Annotated in this window: 17 protein-coding genes; 5 read left to right on the forward strand and 12 right to left on the reverse strand. The window is 59.9% G+C overall.

Going from position 1 to position 15,835, the window contains the following annotated elements:
* Positions 1-12: 12 nt before the first annotated feature.
* Entirely contained in the window at positions 13-690 is a 678-nt protein-coding gene (locus tag AC13QO_RS06405; RefSeq protein ID WP_488540206.1) for a spermidine synthase, read from the forward strand.
* Positions 691-697: 7 nt separating this feature from the next.
* On the opposite strand, the gene AC13QO_RS06410 is transcribed toward AC13QO_RS06405, so the two are convergent.
* The 3 genes from AC13QO_RS06410 to AC13QO_RS06420 all read right to left on the reverse strand — a co-directional run bounded on the left by AC13QO_RS06410 (position 698) and on the right by AC13QO_RS06420 (position 2,753).
* Positions 698-1,492 (reverse strand): HpcH/HpaI aldolase family protein, encoded by a 795-nt coding sequence (locus AC13QO_RS06410; protein WP_085781122.1) that lies wholly within the window; start codon positions 1,490-1,492, stop codon positions 698-700.
* 63 nt (positions 1,493-1,555) lie between these two features.
* A complete protein-coding gene (locus AC13QO_RS06415) occupies positions 1,556-1,756 on the reverse strand; it encodes a hypothetical protein (RefSeq protein WP_488540207.1) in 201 nt (66 codons plus the stop codon).
* A gap of 91 nt (positions 1,757-1,847) precedes the next feature.
* On the reverse strand, positions 1,848-2,753 hold the full coding sequence (locus AC13QO_RS06420) for a choline sulfate utilization transcriptional regulator (protein WP_488540208.1): 906 nt from the start codon (positions 2,751-2,753) through the stop codon (positions 1,848-1,850).
* A 95-nt stretch (positions 2,754-2,848) separates the two neighbouring features.
* Here AC13QO_RS06420 and betC point away from each other — a divergent pair, with 95 nt between their 5' ends.
* A complete protein-coding gene (gene betC, locus AC13QO_RS06425) occupies positions 2,849-4,363 on the forward strand; it encodes a choline-sulfatase (protein ID WP_488540209.1) in 1,515 nt (504 codons plus the stop codon).
* A gap of 18 nt (positions 4,364-4,381) precedes the next feature.
* On the opposite strand, the gene AC13QO_RS06430 is transcribed toward betC, so the two are convergent.
* Complete coding sequence (locus tag AC13QO_RS06430) at positions 4,382-5,242, reverse strand: sugar phosphate isomerase/epimerase family protein (protein ID WP_285195249.1); 861 nt, start codon at positions 5,240-5,242, stop codon at positions 4,382-4,384.
* Between the two features lie 65 nt (positions 5,243-5,307).
* Positions 5,308-6,678 (reverse strand): amidase, encoded by a 1,371-nt coding sequence (locus tag AC13QO_RS06435; RefSeq protein WP_488540210.1) that lies wholly within the window; start codon positions 6,676-6,678, stop codon positions 5,308-5,310.
* A gap of 270 nt (positions 6,679-6,948) precedes the next feature.
* Between AC13QO_RS06435 and AC13QO_RS06440 the strand changes: the two genes are divergently transcribed.
* The 3 genes from AC13QO_RS06440 to AC13QO_RS06450 all read left to right on the forward strand — a co-directional run bounded on the left by AC13QO_RS06440 (position 6,949) and on the right by AC13QO_RS06450 (position 8,663).
* Positions 6,949-7,224 (forward strand): hypothetical protein, encoded by a 276-nt coding sequence (locus AC13QO_RS06440; protein WP_285195281.1) that lies wholly within the window; start codon positions 6,949-6,951, stop codon positions 7,222-7,224.
* A 110-nt stretch (positions 7,225-7,334) separates the two neighbouring features.
* Positions 7,335-7,772: a DUF1810 domain-containing protein gene (locus AC13QO_RS06445; protein WP_488540211.1), complete on the forward strand. Its 438-nt coding sequence runs from the start codon at positions 7,335-7,337 to the stop codon at positions 7,770-7,772.
* A gap of 369 nt (positions 7,773-8,141) precedes the next feature.
* Positions 8,142-8,663 carry a tetratricopeptide repeat protein gene (locus tag AC13QO_RS06450; RefSeq protein ID WP_097600785.1) on the forward strand — a complete coding sequence of 174 codons (522 nt, stop codon included), beginning with the start codon at positions 8,142-8,144 and terminating at the stop codon, positions 8,661-8,663.
* A gap of 117 nt (positions 8,664-8,780) precedes the next feature.
* Here AC13QO_RS06450 and AC13QO_RS06455 read toward each other — a convergent pair whose 3' ends face one another.
* The 7 genes from AC13QO_RS06455 to AC13QO_RS06485 all read right to left on the reverse strand — a co-directional run bounded on the left by AC13QO_RS06455 (position 8,781) and on the right by AC13QO_RS06485 (position 15,811).
* Complete coding sequence (locus AC13QO_RS06455; RefSeq protein WP_183701124.1) at positions 8,781-9,350, reverse strand: hypothetical protein; 570 nt, start codon at positions 9,348-9,350, stop codon at positions 8,781-8,783.
* Between the two features lie 77 nt (positions 9,351-9,427).
* Entirely contained in the window at positions 9,428-10,729 is a 1,302-nt protein-coding gene (locus tag AC13QO_RS06460; protein WP_488540212.1) for an ATP-binding protein, read from the reverse strand.
* Between the two features lie 15 nt (positions 10,730-10,744).
* Positions 10,745-11,686 carry a type II secretion system F family protein gene (locus AC13QO_RS06465; protein ID WP_488540213.1) on the reverse strand — a complete coding sequence of 314 codons (942 nt, stop codon included), beginning with the start codon at positions 11,684-11,686 and terminating at the stop codon, positions 10,745-10,747.
* 7 nt (positions 11,687-11,693) lie between these two features.
* Positions 11,694-12,647 (reverse strand): type II secretion system F family protein, encoded by a 954-nt coding sequence (locus tag AC13QO_RS06470; protein WP_488540214.1) that lies wholly within the window; start codon positions 12,645-12,647, stop codon positions 11,694-11,696.
* Positions 12,644-14,092, reverse strand: coding sequence for a TadA family conjugal transfer-associated ATPase (locus AC13QO_RS06475; RefSeq protein ID WP_488540215.1), 1,449 nt, complete (start codon positions 14,090-14,092; stop codon positions 12,644-12,646). The genes AC13QO_RS06470 and AC13QO_RS06475 overlap by 4 nt, the downstream gene beginning before the upstream one ends.
* A gap of 16 nt (positions 14,093-14,108) precedes the next feature.
* Positions 14,109-14,672, reverse strand: a complete 564-nt coding sequence (locus AC13QO_RS06480; protein WP_488540216.1) for a L,D-transpeptidase — start codon at positions 14,670-14,672, stop codon at positions 14,109-14,111.
* Positions 14,669-15,811 (reverse strand): response regulator/pilus assembly protein, encoded by a 1,143-nt coding sequence (locus tag AC13QO_RS06485; RefSeq protein WP_085781107.1) that lies wholly within the window; start codon positions 15,809-15,811, stop codon positions 14,669-14,671. Before AC13QO_RS06485 ends, AC13QO_RS06480 begins: the two co-directional genes overlap by 4 nt.
* Positions 15,812-15,835: the final 24 nt, after the last annotated feature.

The raw sequence follows: 15,835 nt of genomic DNA on the forward strand, positions 1-15,835 counted from the left end.
GGCGAAACCATCATGCTGCCCTGGATCCAGCTCGATTCCGCGACCATTCCCGGCGAAGACGGCGAACTCAGGCTGAAGCGGCGCGGCAGCGAATTCTCGATCATGCTCGGCGCCAACGAACTGATGAACAGCCGCCTCAGCGGCTCGGAAGAAGCGCTGGCGACCCTTTCCTGGGAACGGATCAGGACGCATCAGAAACCGAGGATCTTGATCGGCGGGCTTGGCATGGGCTTTACCCTGCGCGCCGCTCTCGCAGTGCTGCCCGAGGATGCCGGCGTCACCGTCGCCGAACTGGTGCCCGCTGTCGTCGCCTGGGCGCGCGGACCAATGGCCGAAGTCTTCAAGGGCTGTCTAGACGACCCGCGCGTCCACCTTCACCAGGGCGATGTCGGCGAGGCGATCCATGCAGGCAAGGCTGCCTATGACGCGATCCTGCTCGATGTCGACAACGGCCCGGACGGGTTGACCCGCAAATCCAATGATCGGCTCTACGATTTCGCCGGCCTTCGCGCCACCCGCGACGCGCTTCGCCCCGGCGGCGTGCTCGCCGTCTGGTCGTCCGGCCCTGATCCCGATTTCACACGCCGTCTCAAGGACAGCGGCTTCTCCGTCGACGTGGTCAATACCCGCGCCAACCGCAAGCGCGGCGCCCGCCACGTGATCTGGCTGGCGGCCAAACCGGCTCGCTGAGACGAGCTCAGCCGCCGGAAGCGATTCTGCGCGCAGCGTTGATCGCCCGGCGAGCGCCGGCGCGCAGTTGCACGGTCTCCGCACCGGCGATGACCAGATCGAATCCGTACTTCAGCAGTTCCCCGGCCCGCTCGCCATCGCCGGCATAGGCGCAGGCGAATTTGCCGTGGGCGCGGCAGCGCGCGACGGCATGCTGCATGGCGCTGTCGATCTCGGCGGCGTTCGGCGCCACCTGATCGCCGTTCGACAGAGCTATCGAAAGATCGGCAGGGCCGACGAAAATGCCGTCGATGCCGGTGACGCCAAGAATGCCGTCGATAGCGTCGAGCGCGGCGCGGGTCTCAACCATGGCGATGGCGACCGTGAGCTCGTTGGCGCTCCTGAGATAGGCATCGGCCGACAGGCCGGTATGGTTCAGCGCCAATGACGGCCCCCAGCTTCGCTCGCCGAGGGGCGGATATTTCGTGGTCCTGACCAGCGCTCGCGCATCTTCGGCCGAATTGATCATCGGCGCGATGATGCCGGAGGCGCCGGCATCGAGCAGGCGCGAGGCGGAAGCGAAATCGCCGACGGGTATGCGGGCGATGGCCGGCTTTCCGGCGAGACGAACCTGAGCGACGGCGTTTGCCGCCGATTGCATATCCCACATCCCGTGCTGCATATCGAGCACGACGGCATCGAAAGCCTCTTGCGCCAAATGGTTGACGAGCATGGCATCGGGGATGCCGACCCAGGCGGAGATCATGCCGCCCTGGTGCTTTCTGATACGGTCGGCAAAACCGTCGATTTCAGCTGCGCTCATGCCATTCTCCTCATTTCGACAGGCCGTCAGCGGCCGGATTTGCCGCCAGACGGCAGCAGCAATTCATCCTCTGCGACGCAGCCGCGAGAGGATGACGATCACCACGATACCCGCTGCGGCCAGAATGGCTCCCCAGAGCATCCAGATCTTTTGAGCGATCATGAAACTGGACGCCGGATAGGGAAAATAGCCGCTTCCCTGCCCGATCCAGATCAGGCCGAACAAGACCATGAGCAGACCTATGACATATCCGATCGTTCGCATGCTTCAGCTACCTTCGCCATCGATTCGGCCCCACAATGTCGATCGCGATCGCCGATGACAAGGCTTCTCCTGGACAGAACTGCAACCGCCGCTAATCATTTCTCTTCACCTCATCCGCCAGCCAGGCGCTGAGCCTCTCGCTGTGAACGTTTGGAGACCGCGGCGGCACCAGCCAGTAACCGCGGTCGGGCGCCTCCAGCGGTGGACCGGCTTCGACGAGCATGCGTGCCGAAAGAAGCGTATCGACGAGGCCCTTCCAGCCGATCGCCACGCCCTGCTCGCTGAGGGCGGCCTGGATGACCAAGGAATAGGTATTGAAGCTGATATCGCCGCGCCCGGCGTTGATGTCGCGCAGGACTGAGAATTCGGCAAAGTAGCTGCGCCAGTCGAACCAGGGCGATGGCAGAGGCCCGTCAAGATGGATCAGCCGCGCCTTTGCGAGCACTCTTGGATCGTCGAGGGGGCCGTTGCGATCGAGAAATCCGCGCGTGCAGACGGGCACGACCCTCTCCGGCAGCAGGAGCGTACCGACGGCTGCAAATTCCTTACGCGTACCGAAAACCACCGCGACATCGGCTTCATCGCGGAATCCGGCCGCGAGCCTCTGCGTCGCAATGATCTGTATGTCCGTTTCTGGATGCAGAAGGCGAAACCTCTCCATCCGTGGTATCAGCCAAAGTGCGGAGAATGCATAGTCTGTCCTGAGCCTGACGACCGGCCGTTGAGCTTCGACGCGAAAACTGCGGGCGAGTGCATCGATGTCGCCGACTGCCTTGGCGGTCACCGCGAGAAGGCGCTCGCCTTCCGCGGTCAGCTCAACGCCACGATGCTGGCGGCGCAGCAGGCTGACACCGAACTGTTCTTCCAGCCGGCGGATCTGGTAGCTGACCGCCGGCTGGGTCAGCCCGAGAAGCGTTGCAGCCGCCGAAAAGCTTCCCAGTCGCGCGACTTCAACGAAAAGGCGCATCCATCCAAGCTCAGGCGGGTGTTCTGCCATAAAAATCCCTTTAGGCAGCTATCGAAAAAAGCTGCCTTTACAGGCGCAATGATAGGCGCTTCAATAAAATCTTCAAATAGCAAAAGGCAAATTATATGGCGCGCCCGAATATCCTCATTCTCATGGTGGACCAGTTGAATGGGACCTTGTTTCCCGATGGTCCCGCCGATTTCCTTCATGCGCCGCATCTGAAATCCCTGGCCGAGCGCTCGGTGCGCTTCGCCAATACCTATACGGCAAGCCCGCTCTGCGCGCCGGCGCGGGCGTCCTTCATGTCCGGACAGTTGCCGAGCCGGACGCGCGTCTACGACAATGCCGCCGAATTCGCCTCCGACATTCCGACCTATGCCCATCATCTGCGCGCCGCCGGTTACCAGACCGCACTGTCAGGCAAGATGCATTTCGTCGGCCCCGATCAGCTGCACGGTTTCGAAGAGCGCCTGACGACGGACATTTACCCCGCCGATTTCGGCTGGACGCCCGACTACACCAAGCCCGGCGAGCGCATCGACTGGTGGTACCACAATCTCGGCTCGGTCACCGGCGCCGGTGTGGCCGAAATCACCAACCAGATGGAATATGACGACGAGGTCGCCTATCACGCCACGCGGAAACTCTACGACCTGTCGCGTGGCCATGACGAGCGCCCCTGGTGCCTGACCGTCAGCTTCACCCATCCGCATGACCCCTATGTCGCGCGCCGCAAATTCTGGGATCTCTATGAGGACTGCCCGGCTCTCGACCCTGCGGTCGCGCCGATCGCCTATGATCGGCAGGACCCGCACTCGCAGCGCCTGATGAAAGCCTGCGACCACGCTGCTTTCGACATCAGCCGCGAACAGATCAGGCGGGCAAGACGCGGCTACTTCGCCAATATCTCCTATGTCGATGAAAAGATCGGCGAAATCCTCGACGTGCTCGAACGCAGCCGCATGGCCGACAACACGATCATCCTCTTCGTGTCCGACCATGGCGACATGCTCGGCGATCGCGGCCTCTGGTTCAAGATGAACTTCTTTGAAGGATCGGCTCGCGTTCCATTGATGATCGCAGCGCCCGGCTGGGCGCCGAAGCGCATCGACCAGCCGGTTTCCACCCTCGACGTGACGCCGACGCTCGCCGGCCTGATCGGCATCGACATCGCCTCGCTGAAGCCGTGGACCGAGGGCTGGGATCTCGCCCCGCTTGCCCAGGGCACCGGCAGCCGCGGCCCCGTGCCGATCGAATATGCCGCTGAAGGTTCCGAAGCGCCGCTCGTCTGCCTGAGGGATGGGCGATACAAGCTGTCGCTCTGCGAGAAGGACCCGCCGATGCTGTTCGACCTCGAGGCCGACCCGCAAGAACTCGACAATCTGGCAGCCGACCCGGCGCATGCCGACACTTTGGCGCGGCTTGTCGAACAGGCCGGGCAGCGCTGGAACCTTGGCGATTTCGACGCAGCCGTGCGCGAAAGCCAGGCGCGACGCTGGGTGGTCTATGCAGCGTTGCGCAACGGCGCCTACTATCCCTGGGACTACCAGCCGCTGCAGAAAGCCTCGGAGCGCTACATGCGCAATCACATGGATCTGAATGTGCTGGAGGAGAGCCAAAGGTTCCCGCGTCAGGAATAAGCGCGAAATCCTTGGACTTTAAGCCGTCCTGCGCTCTGGCGCCTCGCGCAGAAAATCCTCGATGAATTGTTTTTGAAGCAGGATGCCGTCCCATTCATCGGCGAAGAAGGGCGAGTCATAGATGAGCGTGAAAGGCCCGGCGTAACCGGCCTTCTCGCACATCTCCAGGCACTTGCGGTAATCGTCAGCATCGAGACCTGCAGGGCCGTAATCGGCCTTGGCGTGGCAGATTTCCGCCCGGCGCATGATATCGGCAAGACCTTCGTACTTGGCGGGTGCCGACCAATTGCCGAGGTCGCCGTTAAGGCCGACCTTGCCGTCCAGCCGCTCCAGCAGCCAGTTCATCTCCACCGGCGACGGCAGCAGGTCGAACCAGTTCTCGACAACGACGCGCACCCCACTGCCTTTGGCCTTGTCGGCCAACCAGTTCAGATGGCGGGCAGCGCGAGCAAGGTTTTCCTCCGTCGGCTTCTGCTTGCCGGCAATGACGCGCATCCTCTGCGCCCCGAGCGCCGCCGCGATATCGATCCATTCTGCCATCCATCTGACATCGCGTTCGGCCGTTTCGGGATGGCTTGGATCGCCGTCCTCGATCAGCAGGGTCTGGAACAGCACGTTCGAGGCCGCCATCGCGTCGCTGAGTTCAGTTAGATAAGCGGCATCAAGGCTCGGCAGATGGAAGGAACAGATCTCCAGCCGGTGGATACCACGCGCAGCGAGCGCCGCCGGCATGTCGATCAGCGCCGCACCGCCGGGGCCGTAGGGCTCTTTGGGCGCCGCACTTTTATCGGGATCGGGGCTATAGCCATAAACGGCGCCGAGCAGCCGATGCAACGACCAGGTCGAAACCGCCAAGCGTCCGTTCTGCAAAACCTGCACGTGCGTTCCTCCAGGATCTCCTCATCCATCAATGGCAATAAAAACCCGGTGCTTCAATTGCCAATTCAGACGAAATCGCCGCGGACCACCACCTCGGCGGCAAGTGCCGCCCCCAGCAGCGCCTCATCGCGATTTGCGGTCGCCGAAAGAAGCAAACCGACCGGCATGCCTGCTACACCCGTCCCGCAGGGGATGGAAACGCCGCACCAGTCGAGGAAATTGCCGAGCGCGGTGTTGCGCAGCGTCTTGTTATTCGCAGCGAAGAAGAGTTCATCATCCTCTTCCAGCGGCGCGATCGGCGGAGCGACATGGGCGACCGTGGGAAAGGCGATCAGACGATTGCCAATGAGACGGTCGGTATCGGCGATCAGGCGGCTGCGCGCCTGCAGCATCGCGATGTAATCGGGCGCCGTCGTCCTGCTTCCCAAGCGAGTGCGCATGACGACGCGATGGTCCATACGCTCTGCGTCCGGTCCCGCCAAACGCTCCCGGTGAAGGGCGAAAGCCTCCGCCGTCACCAGCGGACCGTATCTTGTCATAAGATCGAAAATTTCGTTGAAGGCGGGAATGACCGTGCGGGAAACAGCGGCGCCCGCGCTTTGAAGGCGTTCCAAAGCTGCCTCGAAAGCCTCGACAACGCCTGGTTCCGCCGCATCGAAAACGATATTTTCGGGCACGAGCAATTCCAGCCCCCGCAGCGGACGCTCGACGACATCGGGCGCGGTCAGGCCACGCATCGCCGCATCGATCCACACGGCATCCCTGACGCTGCGGCAGAGCGGCCCCAGCGAATCGAGGCTTTTTGCCAGCGGGTAAACTCCATCCATCGTATAACGGCCACGTGTCGCCTTGTAGCCGACGATTCCGTTGAACGCAGCGGGAATGCGCACCGAGCCGCCGGTATCCGTACCCATCGCGACAGGCACCAACCCGGCTGCGACGGCAACACCGGCGCCAGAGGAGGAGCCGCCGGGGATGCGCGGGAGATCGGTGCCGCGCGGATTGACCGGCGTGCCGTAATGCGGATTGATGCCCAGACCGGAAAAGGCAAATTCGCTCATATTGGTTCGGCCTATGGCGACCATGCCAGCCTGCCTGAGAAGACCGACGACCGCCGCATCACGGCCGGCGGGTGTGTCGGAAGCCAGGACGATTGACCCCGCCGTCGTCGGCAGGCCTTCAATGTCGAAAAGATCCTTCCAGGCGATCGGAATGCCGTCCAACAAACCGAGCGAGCGCCCTTCCCGCAAACGTTTGGAGCAGGCGCGCGCCTCTTCCATCGCCCGACCTTCGAGCAGTGTGGTGAAGACCGCCTTGTCGGGATAATTCGCAATGGATTCAAAGACCGTCTCGGCCACATCGACCGGATCGGCGGCGCCGCCTTGGATGAGAACGGAAAGCTGGGCGACCGACATCGCGCCGAAGGATTTGCTCATGGGGCGGTCCTTATGAGAGATGCAGTCAATGACTAACCCGGATCATTCCGGCGAGCCAGAGCTTCACGATATTTTGCATCTATTGGTACGAATTTTTGAACACTGAGTTTGAAAATTGCCCCTTCAATTGCCACGATTGAAGACACACATGCTTGCACGCATGCCGAGCCGGTTCGACGCGAGGGTGAGAGTTTACTCTTCGACCGGCCGCATGTGTTGCAGGAGTAATTAAAAATGACAGATTGTGAAACTTTAAGCCGTCGCCAAGACATGGTGACCCTCCACGTGAAAGAGGACGAATCTCTCGGTCCAGGCGAGCGTGACTATGTGGAACATGTCAGCGCGCAGAAACTTTCCGGTTTCGAGCGCATCGTGGTGGTCGCAGCGTTGGTTGTCTTGAGCTTTGTTGGTTTTGCCGCATATTCTTCCAACGTGACGGATCCGGTGACGACATCGGCCATTGCTGCCACCCCTGGCGATACGCCGCATCATCAGCCTTACGGCCATTGCCGTGACAGCAGCCCTTATGCTGAACGGGTCTGCTGACAGCAAGCCGACTACCCCGGGCGACATTGTTGTTCGCCCAGGGAGAAATTTCTTCGCCGGGCATGGAGCCCCTCTGACTCAAGCTGCGTTGACAGCAAAAGGGAAGAACCATGGCCGGCAAGATCGATTACAATCTCGAACGTTTCGTCAATGCCCAAAACGGCGTCTACGAGCAGGCGCTTTCCGAGCTGAAGGCCGGACGGAAAACGTCTCATTGGATGTGGTTCATCTTCCCGCAGATCGCTGGGCTCGGCACTTCTGCAATGGCGGAAAAATATGCCATACGCTCGGCCGGGGAAGCGGCCGCCTATCTCGCCGATCCCACGCTCTCAAGCCGGCTGCTGCGCTGCGTCGAGGCTCTTTTATCGATCGACGGCCGATCGGCCCATGACATCCTCGGCTCGCCTGATGATCTCAAGCTGCGCTCATCGATGACCTTGTTTGCAGCGATCAGCGATCAGGGGTCGCCCTTCCACCGGGCGATCGACCGTTTTTATCAAGGAAAATTCGACGAGCGGACGATCGAGATCCTCAGCGCCAAGGACTAGAGCGGTTCGGCTTTTCACGGAAGCGCAGCACCGCTCCAAGTTTTTGTTTTTACGCAATTCCCGGCAAAGGCGCTTCGCGCTTTGCCTGGGAAAACCGTTTCATAATTTTCCTGGAATTGCTCTAAGCGGAGTTGGTGAACGACATGCGCCGCCAAGTTTTTCTATCAGGCCGAGATTTTGGGGCGCACATGTTGCCTACCCCGAGTAGTTGGCGTTTATTGCCCATGGCGCAAGCCAGCGAAGACCGCCTCTGTCGCCTTTTTTGTGAGTATCTGCTTAAATTCTTGAGTTGTTAGCTTTTTTTCACGATGATGCCACTGAACGCATCCGAGTCTTGGGTAAGAATGTCTGATGGGGATCAAATTGCCAATGCTGCAGATCAGAGCTGGGACTAAATGCATTGCCTTTTTGCTGGCGACCGGAGCGATTTTGGCGGGTTGCCAGTCATCCGGCGTTGATGGTCTGGCTGCTTACGGCGACAGCGCAAAAACTCTCCAGGATGACTCGGCCGTCGCCTTCTACAAGAACGACGAGCTGATAACCAACGGCAAACTGCAGTTTCAGGAAAAGAATTACGGAAAATCCTACGCCATCTACAAGCGAGCGGTTGACGTTTTTCCGGAAGACCCGGCCGCCTGGTTAGGCTTGGCGGCTTCCGCCGATATGGTTGCCCGCTTCGATACCTCCGACCGCGCTTATCAGCAACTCTCGCGGATGATCGGCAACACCCCGGTCTACTACAACAATATCGGCTATTCTCACCTGTTACGCGGTGACCTGCGTACCGCCAGGCGCTATTTCCTGAAAGCCTATGAACTTGATCCCGGAAACGAAGTCACTGCCCGTAATCTCGAACTGATGAAGAACAGCGTGAAGTATGCTCAGCGGTAATCGGTCCTTCAGCGATCGGCAATCTGCGTCGAGATGAGAACGCCCTAGATATGAGCAGCGGCACGGCGCCCCGGGCGGCGTCCACCGATTGCTTTGGAGATTTCGGCGAGTCGGAGTTTACCGTGCCTTCCGAAGAATGAGCTTGCCTTCCGGTGAGAGTGTGCGTTCGTAACGCGGCAGGTTACTGACGGAAATGCCGCCGGCTTCGATCGACGCAAGGGTGCTATCTGCAGTTTGTGTTTCCGCTGACACGCCACGGGGTGCGAAAAACTGTGCCGGTTCCTTGCCGGGTGCACTGAGGACCAAAGCTGAACCCATGCGTGCACCGCTCATGTCGTTGCGCATTCCTTCGTTGATCGACAGAATGGACTTTTGCAGGCTATCCATCTCCTGGCGGATCAGTGCGACTTCGTCGGCCTTGGCATTCTCCGCGATGTTGCGCGACTGCTTTTCCATTTGTCCTCTCAGGCCATCGATGGACCTTTTAAGCGCAGCGATGGTCTCGCGGCTCTCGCGGACATCGGCCGAGTTCTTGGCCGTATAAATGAGAACGCCGGCATTCACAGGCAGGAGCATGAGGATCAAACCGACGAGCAGCGGGTTTCTTGAGACTCTCGGCTCTGGCGTTCGCATATGGCTTGGTTTTGCGCCGTCGACTTCGACGTCGATATTCGGGATGCCGGTCATTCGCTTACTCCCCGTAAGTCATCAAATCTGCGTTGGCATTGTCCAGGAACAGGCCGTGATCAGCGCCAAGTCCGCAATCATTCCGACGTAAATACACCTTCCCACGCGCGTTCGAGCATATCAAGCGACGCGATTCGCGCTAAGCCATTAAACTCGCAGTAGGAACTGACGAAATCGAGAAGATATTTCGGATGGTAGCAAGACGCTAGCACATCGCCGTTGTACTTGCGATCGTAGAACAAGTTCAGCTCTGGGTCAGAGACAACCAATCCAGTGCCGCTGGCGTAGGATTTGAAAATTCTGAGATATTCGTCGCGCGACGGAGTGTTGACAAAAATCTTGTATTTGAGGCGCCGCAAGCCCGCCTCGTCGGAGAGGTCCTTCGGCGCGATATTCGTCGAAAACACGACCAGCTCGTCAAAGGGAACCTTGAACTTCTTGCCGGTGTGCAGCGTCAGAAAGTCATATCCGCGCTCGAGCGGCACAATCCAGCGATTGATGAGCGCCTGTGGCGCCACTTGCTGACGCCCGAAGTCGTCGATGATGAACACGCCGCCGGACGCTTTCAAGTGTATGGGTGCTTCATAGACATTTGGCCCGGCGTTGAAGGTGAGATCGAGCTGATCGAGGGTCAATTCCCCGCCCGTCTTGATCACCGGACGGCGGCATTCGATCCATCGTTGATCGGCTTTCGAATGGGATTCCGTGCCAGCCTCCGATACGGGGTGATGCACGGCCTCGTCATAGAAACTGATGACATGACCGCCGACCTCGATGGCATATGGCACCCAGATCGTTTGCCGAAACAGTTGCGACGTCCGCTCGGCGATGCTGGTCTTCCCGTTGCCGGGCGGTCCGTAAAGCAGGATAGAGCGACCGGAGTTGATGGCCGGGCCGAGTTTCTCGACCAGGGTGTGCGAGAGCACCAGCCCCTCAAGGCTGTCGGTCAGCCGGTCTGGGGTCACGCGCTCGTGATGGATGGACTGCAAACCTATTTGCCGGCAGAACGCGTCGAGCGACACAGGCGCCGGCCCGACATATTGGCATTGGCGCGACGCGGCGTGGGCATATTCGAACCCCTTCATTGACAGCGCATATCGAACATCGGATCTGACATCCTCACCCGCCAGGCCGCGAGCCTCGAGGTATGCGAGTTTCACCAGTTCCTTGATCAGGATATTGACGATCACTTTCGGCAATTTCATGCGTTCAGCGAGATGAGAGGCCGTGGTCGTATCCTGCTCGGCCGCACATTTTGCGGCCAGCCGAAGCAAGAACGACTGATCCAATCCCGCTTGCTCTATGCTTCCCGGTGCCATTGGCATACGCGGATCGAGGGAAATGATGGCATCACGATTCTGTTCGAGCGAATACTGCATACGACCTCGCTTGGCTTAACCGCCGGGTTTCATGCCGACAAGAAGACTGATGACACGCATAACAACGGGCACGAGCACAATGACGAGGCTTACCGGAAAAAGGAACGCGCCCAGCGGCAGCAGCATCTTGACCGGCAAGGCGTTCGCCTTTTCCTCGGCGCGCACAATACGCAGGTCGCGCATTTCCTTGCTGTAGACCCGCAGCGTCTGGGTGACGCTGGTCCCGAGCTCCTCCGATTGGCGGAACAGAACGGACAGGGCCCGGGCCTCGTCGATTCTCAGGCGGGTGGCCAGGTTAGCGAGCGCCTCACGCAGTCGCCGGCCGCCCCGCACTTCCAGCATCATGATCGAGAGATGGAGGCCGAAGTCCTGCTGCTTGGCCACGAATTCCCGGGCAACACGGTTCGCGGCCGCTTCGATGCTCATCCCTGCATCGAGGCAGACGATCAGCATATCCATGAAATCGGGAAAGAGGCGGCGGTACTCCCTCTCCTTGGCGGTGCCACGCCGGTCGATATAAATGTTGACGAGAATAAAGGTCGCGCCCGCAGCAAACATGGCAATGATCAGGGCGCCTATCTGCGGCATGTTCGGCGCGATCCGGTTTAGGGCCCAGACCGCCCCGACCAGCATGCAGATACAAATCACCGCGCGGACCACCTGGAAGGTGGTCACCGCGCCGGCAGCAAAATAGCCCGCCCGAATCAGCCGGTTCTGGGTGGAGTTCAGATTCGTGTCACGTCGCGTAATTTCGAAATAGCGGCGGATCAGGCGGTTTTCCGCCTCGCCGAGATCGGCAATCGTCGTATCGCCGACATGGAAGTCGTCGCCCATCGCCGAGCTCTTCGACACCCGAACGGAGACCTCGCGCTGTCGAAAAAACAATTCCGAGGCTGCCGCCGAAAATATCAGCACTGCAAAGAAGACGATGAGGTAGATTCCATACTCGCTCGACATGACCGCCTCAGTACTCGAAGTTGACCATCTTGTAGAGAATGACATTCCCGATCGCCATGATGGCCAGCAGAATGCTCACAACGGCAGGTCCGTGGCCGCTGTCCCAGACGGGGTCGAAGTAGGTCGGCGATAACGCCTTGATCATCGCGTAGAGCAAAAACGGATAGATCGACATGAAGATCGCCGTGATGCGTCCTTCAGACGAAATCGCCCTGACCTTTGCCTTGAGCATCGACCGGTCTCGCAGAGTTTTCGAAAGGTTCTGCAAGATCTCCACGAGATTGCCGCCGGTTCCGGCCTGTACGCTCAACGATATCGCAAGCAGATTCAGGTCCTCGACCCCGACCCGATCGGCTAAGTTCACAAGGGCATCGTCCAGCGTCACGCCGTAGGTGAGTTCATCCGAGAGGAGGCCGAACTCGGTGCCGATCGGATCAGGCATCTCGCGTGCCACCAAAGAAATCGCCGCCGGCAGCGGGTGGCCGGCGGCCAGGCTGCGATTGGCGACATCGAGCGCTTCAGGAAGCTTCAGCTCGAATTTCTTCATGCGGCTCGCCCGGGCGCGCCAGACGACTAACGCGGGGATGAGCAGGCAGATCAGCAGAAAGACGATTATTCTAAACAGAGTGCTCGGCACGAGGAACTGAACTGCCAGCCACGTAAAAAGTGCGCCAGCGATCGCGAAGAGAGCAAATCGCCTGGCATCGAACTTGATTCCCGACTGGGCGTAGAACCGCAGCAGCCGCTGCATCATGGGGGTTTGTCGCCAACCGCCGGCGACACCGCGCTCCTTGAGCATATCGCTATAGGTCTTGCGATGATCATCGCTGACCTCGAGCAAGCTCAACCGATGGTTCACGGCGCGGTGGCGTTCGGATGTCTTGAAGTAGCCGCGCATAATCGCTTCAACAGCGACAAGGGCCGCAGTAAAAACGGCAGCGTAAACGAGAGTCAGGGTCATTGAACAGGTCCCGTTTGGAGCGGTTTACCGGGATCAAAAATTGTCACGGGAATCTCGATCCCGAGTTCCGCAAATTCCTCGACGAATCGCGGCCGGATGCCGGTGGCGCGGAATTCGCCATGGATCCGCCCGCCTTCGTCAGTGCCGATTTTCTTGAACTTCATAATCTCCTGCATCTGCACGACTTCGCCCTCCATGCCGGTGATCTCGGAAATCGAGACGACTTTGCGGCTGCCGTCGCTCAAGCGCTGGACCTGCACGATGATGGTGATGGCCGACGAGATCTGTGAGCGAATGCTCAACTGCGACATCGGCATCCCCGCCATGCCGACCATCTGTTCGAGTCGGCCGACGGCGTCGCGGGGCGTGTTGGCGTGAATGGTCGTCATCGACCCCTCGTGACCAGTATTCATCGCCTGCAGCATGTCGAACGCCTCGTCGCCGCGGACTTCGCCGACGATGATGCGGTCGGGACGCATGCGAAGAGCATTTTTCAAAAGTTCGCGTTGACGGATCTCGTTGCGTCCGTCGAGCGTCGGCGGTCGGGTTTCCAAACGCCCGACATGGGGTTGCTGCAGTTGGAGTTCGGCCGCATCCTCGATGGTGATCAGGCGCTCCTTTGGAGAAATCTGCGAGGAGAGAGCATTGAGCAAGGTGGTCTTGCCGGAACCGGTGCCGCCTGAAATGACCATCGACACTTTGCCCTTGACGGCGGCGCTGAGAAGGATGCGCATCGCATCGGCCATGGCGCCATATTGCACGAGGCGCTCCAATGTCAGCGGCTTGCGGGTGAATTTGCGGATGGAAACGAGCGGCCCATCGACCGAGATCGGCCTGATGGCGACGTTGACACGTGAGCCATCCTTGAGGCGGGCGTCGACCATCGGCGTCGATTCGTCGACGCGGCGGCCGACGGCCGAGACGATCTTGTTGATCACCCGAAGGAGATGGTCCTCGTCCTTGAAACGCACGGCGGTGCTTTCAAGCTTGCCGCTCCGCTCGACATAGACGCTGCTGTAGCCGTTGATGAGAATATCTGCGATCGTCTCGTCGGCCAGCAGCGGCTCGATCGGCCCCAGCCCGAGCATCTCGTCGGTGATATCGCGGATCAGATCGTTGATTTCCTTGGCATTCAGCGGAAAGTTGTTACTCCGGATATAGTCCTTGACGAGCGGCCGGATCTCGGTCGCGATCTCCTCATTGTCGAGCGTGTCGAGTATCCCGAGGTTGATACGATCGAGCAGGTAACGGTGCAGATTGACCCGCTCGGAAACCATGTCCGGCCCGAGCGACGCCTCATCGCCACCCGCCGTGGCGCTGTCAGAGACCGGTCGGGCAGGCATGTTCTGAGCTGCGACGAGAGACAGGTCGGCGGCCTCCGGATGTTCCCGGCTTTCAGGCTCCTGCTGATGCTTGTAGAAACGCCCCATGATGCCGTTCGCCATGCTTCCCACCCCTGAACTATTTTACAATGACCGTGGAACCGACTTTCACCCTCTCATAGAGATCGATGACGTCGGCATTGCTCATGCGAAAACAGCCCGATGAGGCGAAATCGCCGACCGTCGACTGCTCGTTCGTTCCGTGAATGCGGTAGAGCGTGTCGGTCCCGCCCTTGAAGAGATAGATCCCGCGAGCGCCCAAGGGATTGAGCGGTCCGGCAGGTACCAAGTCCGGAAGTCCGGCCGCGCGCGCCTTCATCTCAGCAGGCGGGCGCCAGTCGGGCCACTCTGCCTTGCGTCCAACCTTGACGGTCCCGCTCCAGCGAAATCCATCACGTCCGACGCCGATCTTGTAACGGATCGCGCGTCCATCAGAGATCACGAGATCCAGCGTACGGTTCGCGCTGACGATGACGATCGTTCCAGCGGCGTAGCCTCTTTCGATCGTCACCACGGTGCTTGTCGTCGGCCCAAGGCTTCGAGGCACAAGTCCGCCTGCCGCAGCATCCCCGGCAACGGCCAGAATGGCCAGAACCACAAGGCCAACGCAGGACCTTAGGCGGCCACGGTCAATCGCCTTCATCGCACCAATGCTCCAAGTTTACCGACCGCGCCGCAGAAGCGCGCGCGGGAATTCACCTGAGCCGGCAACACGCCGCGGTTAACCGCCTCGCTCAAAGTATCCCATTCATCCGCAATGACATGCGTCGGGATGCCCTTGAAGATCTTCTCCGTCTGTTGCCGGCGCAGGCCGAGGCCGAAAAGCTTGGCGCGGTATTTGTTGATGACGATGAATATCTGATCCGAACTGCCTCGCAGCCGCGCCAGATTGGTAAACAAATCCTTGGCTTGGGAAAGCGCGGGAATCGTCATTTCGGTGACGATGTAGATGCTGTTGACCGAAGTGAGCACCTCGTATTTCCACGGCGTGTCATAATAGGGGACGTCGACGACCGTGTGGTCGCTCTCGAAGGCGGCCACGTCGAGCATACGCAGCACGAGTTCACCGCCTTTCGGCGACAGAAGGACTGACGGCTGCTTGAAGGAAAGCAGTGAAAAGCCTCCCGGATGCCGCTTTCGGACGAGATCGATGAATTCAAGATCGACCCGGGAAGGATTGGCGATCACCGGTTTCAAGTCATAGTCGTTCACAAGATTGAGATAGTAGCCAAGCGCCCCGGAGCAAAAATCCGTATCGAACAGGTCTACCCGCGGCGTCGAGTTCTTGGTCGGCTGAGCCAGCGAATGCGCAAGCGACGAAGCGATCATGCTGGCGCCCGCGCCACCGACGGCTGAGACCACGGCATGCACCCGGCTGTCGCTGGCCCCGGTGCCTGGCGCATGGGTCGAAATCATGTCGATGAGGGCGCGGCGCTCCAGCGGCTTCTTCAGCCAGTCATTGCCGTTCAGGCGGAAGAGCAGCCGCATCATGTCGTCCGGCAGGTCTTCGGAAACGACGACTAGCGGAATGTCCCGGTAGCTGGTACGAAACGCGAAGAGCTCCGGTTGCTGCAGCAATTCCCCGTTGTCGACATCGAGAACGATCAGGTCGAACTGCGTTGGATCGAGCCGGCCCTTTTCTCCGAGTGCCTTCAGCGAGAAATGGCGGACATCATAACGCGAAAGAGACCCGAACGTATCGAGCATGAAGCTCGCTGCAGCCGCGTCGTCGGAGAGAACCAGGATCTTGGCGGATGCGGCAATGTTCATGTGCGCTGTCATTTTCGCTTTCCTACGCGTTAATTA

It is taken from the genome of Rhizobium sp. CNPSo 3670, from assembly GCF_057784555.1.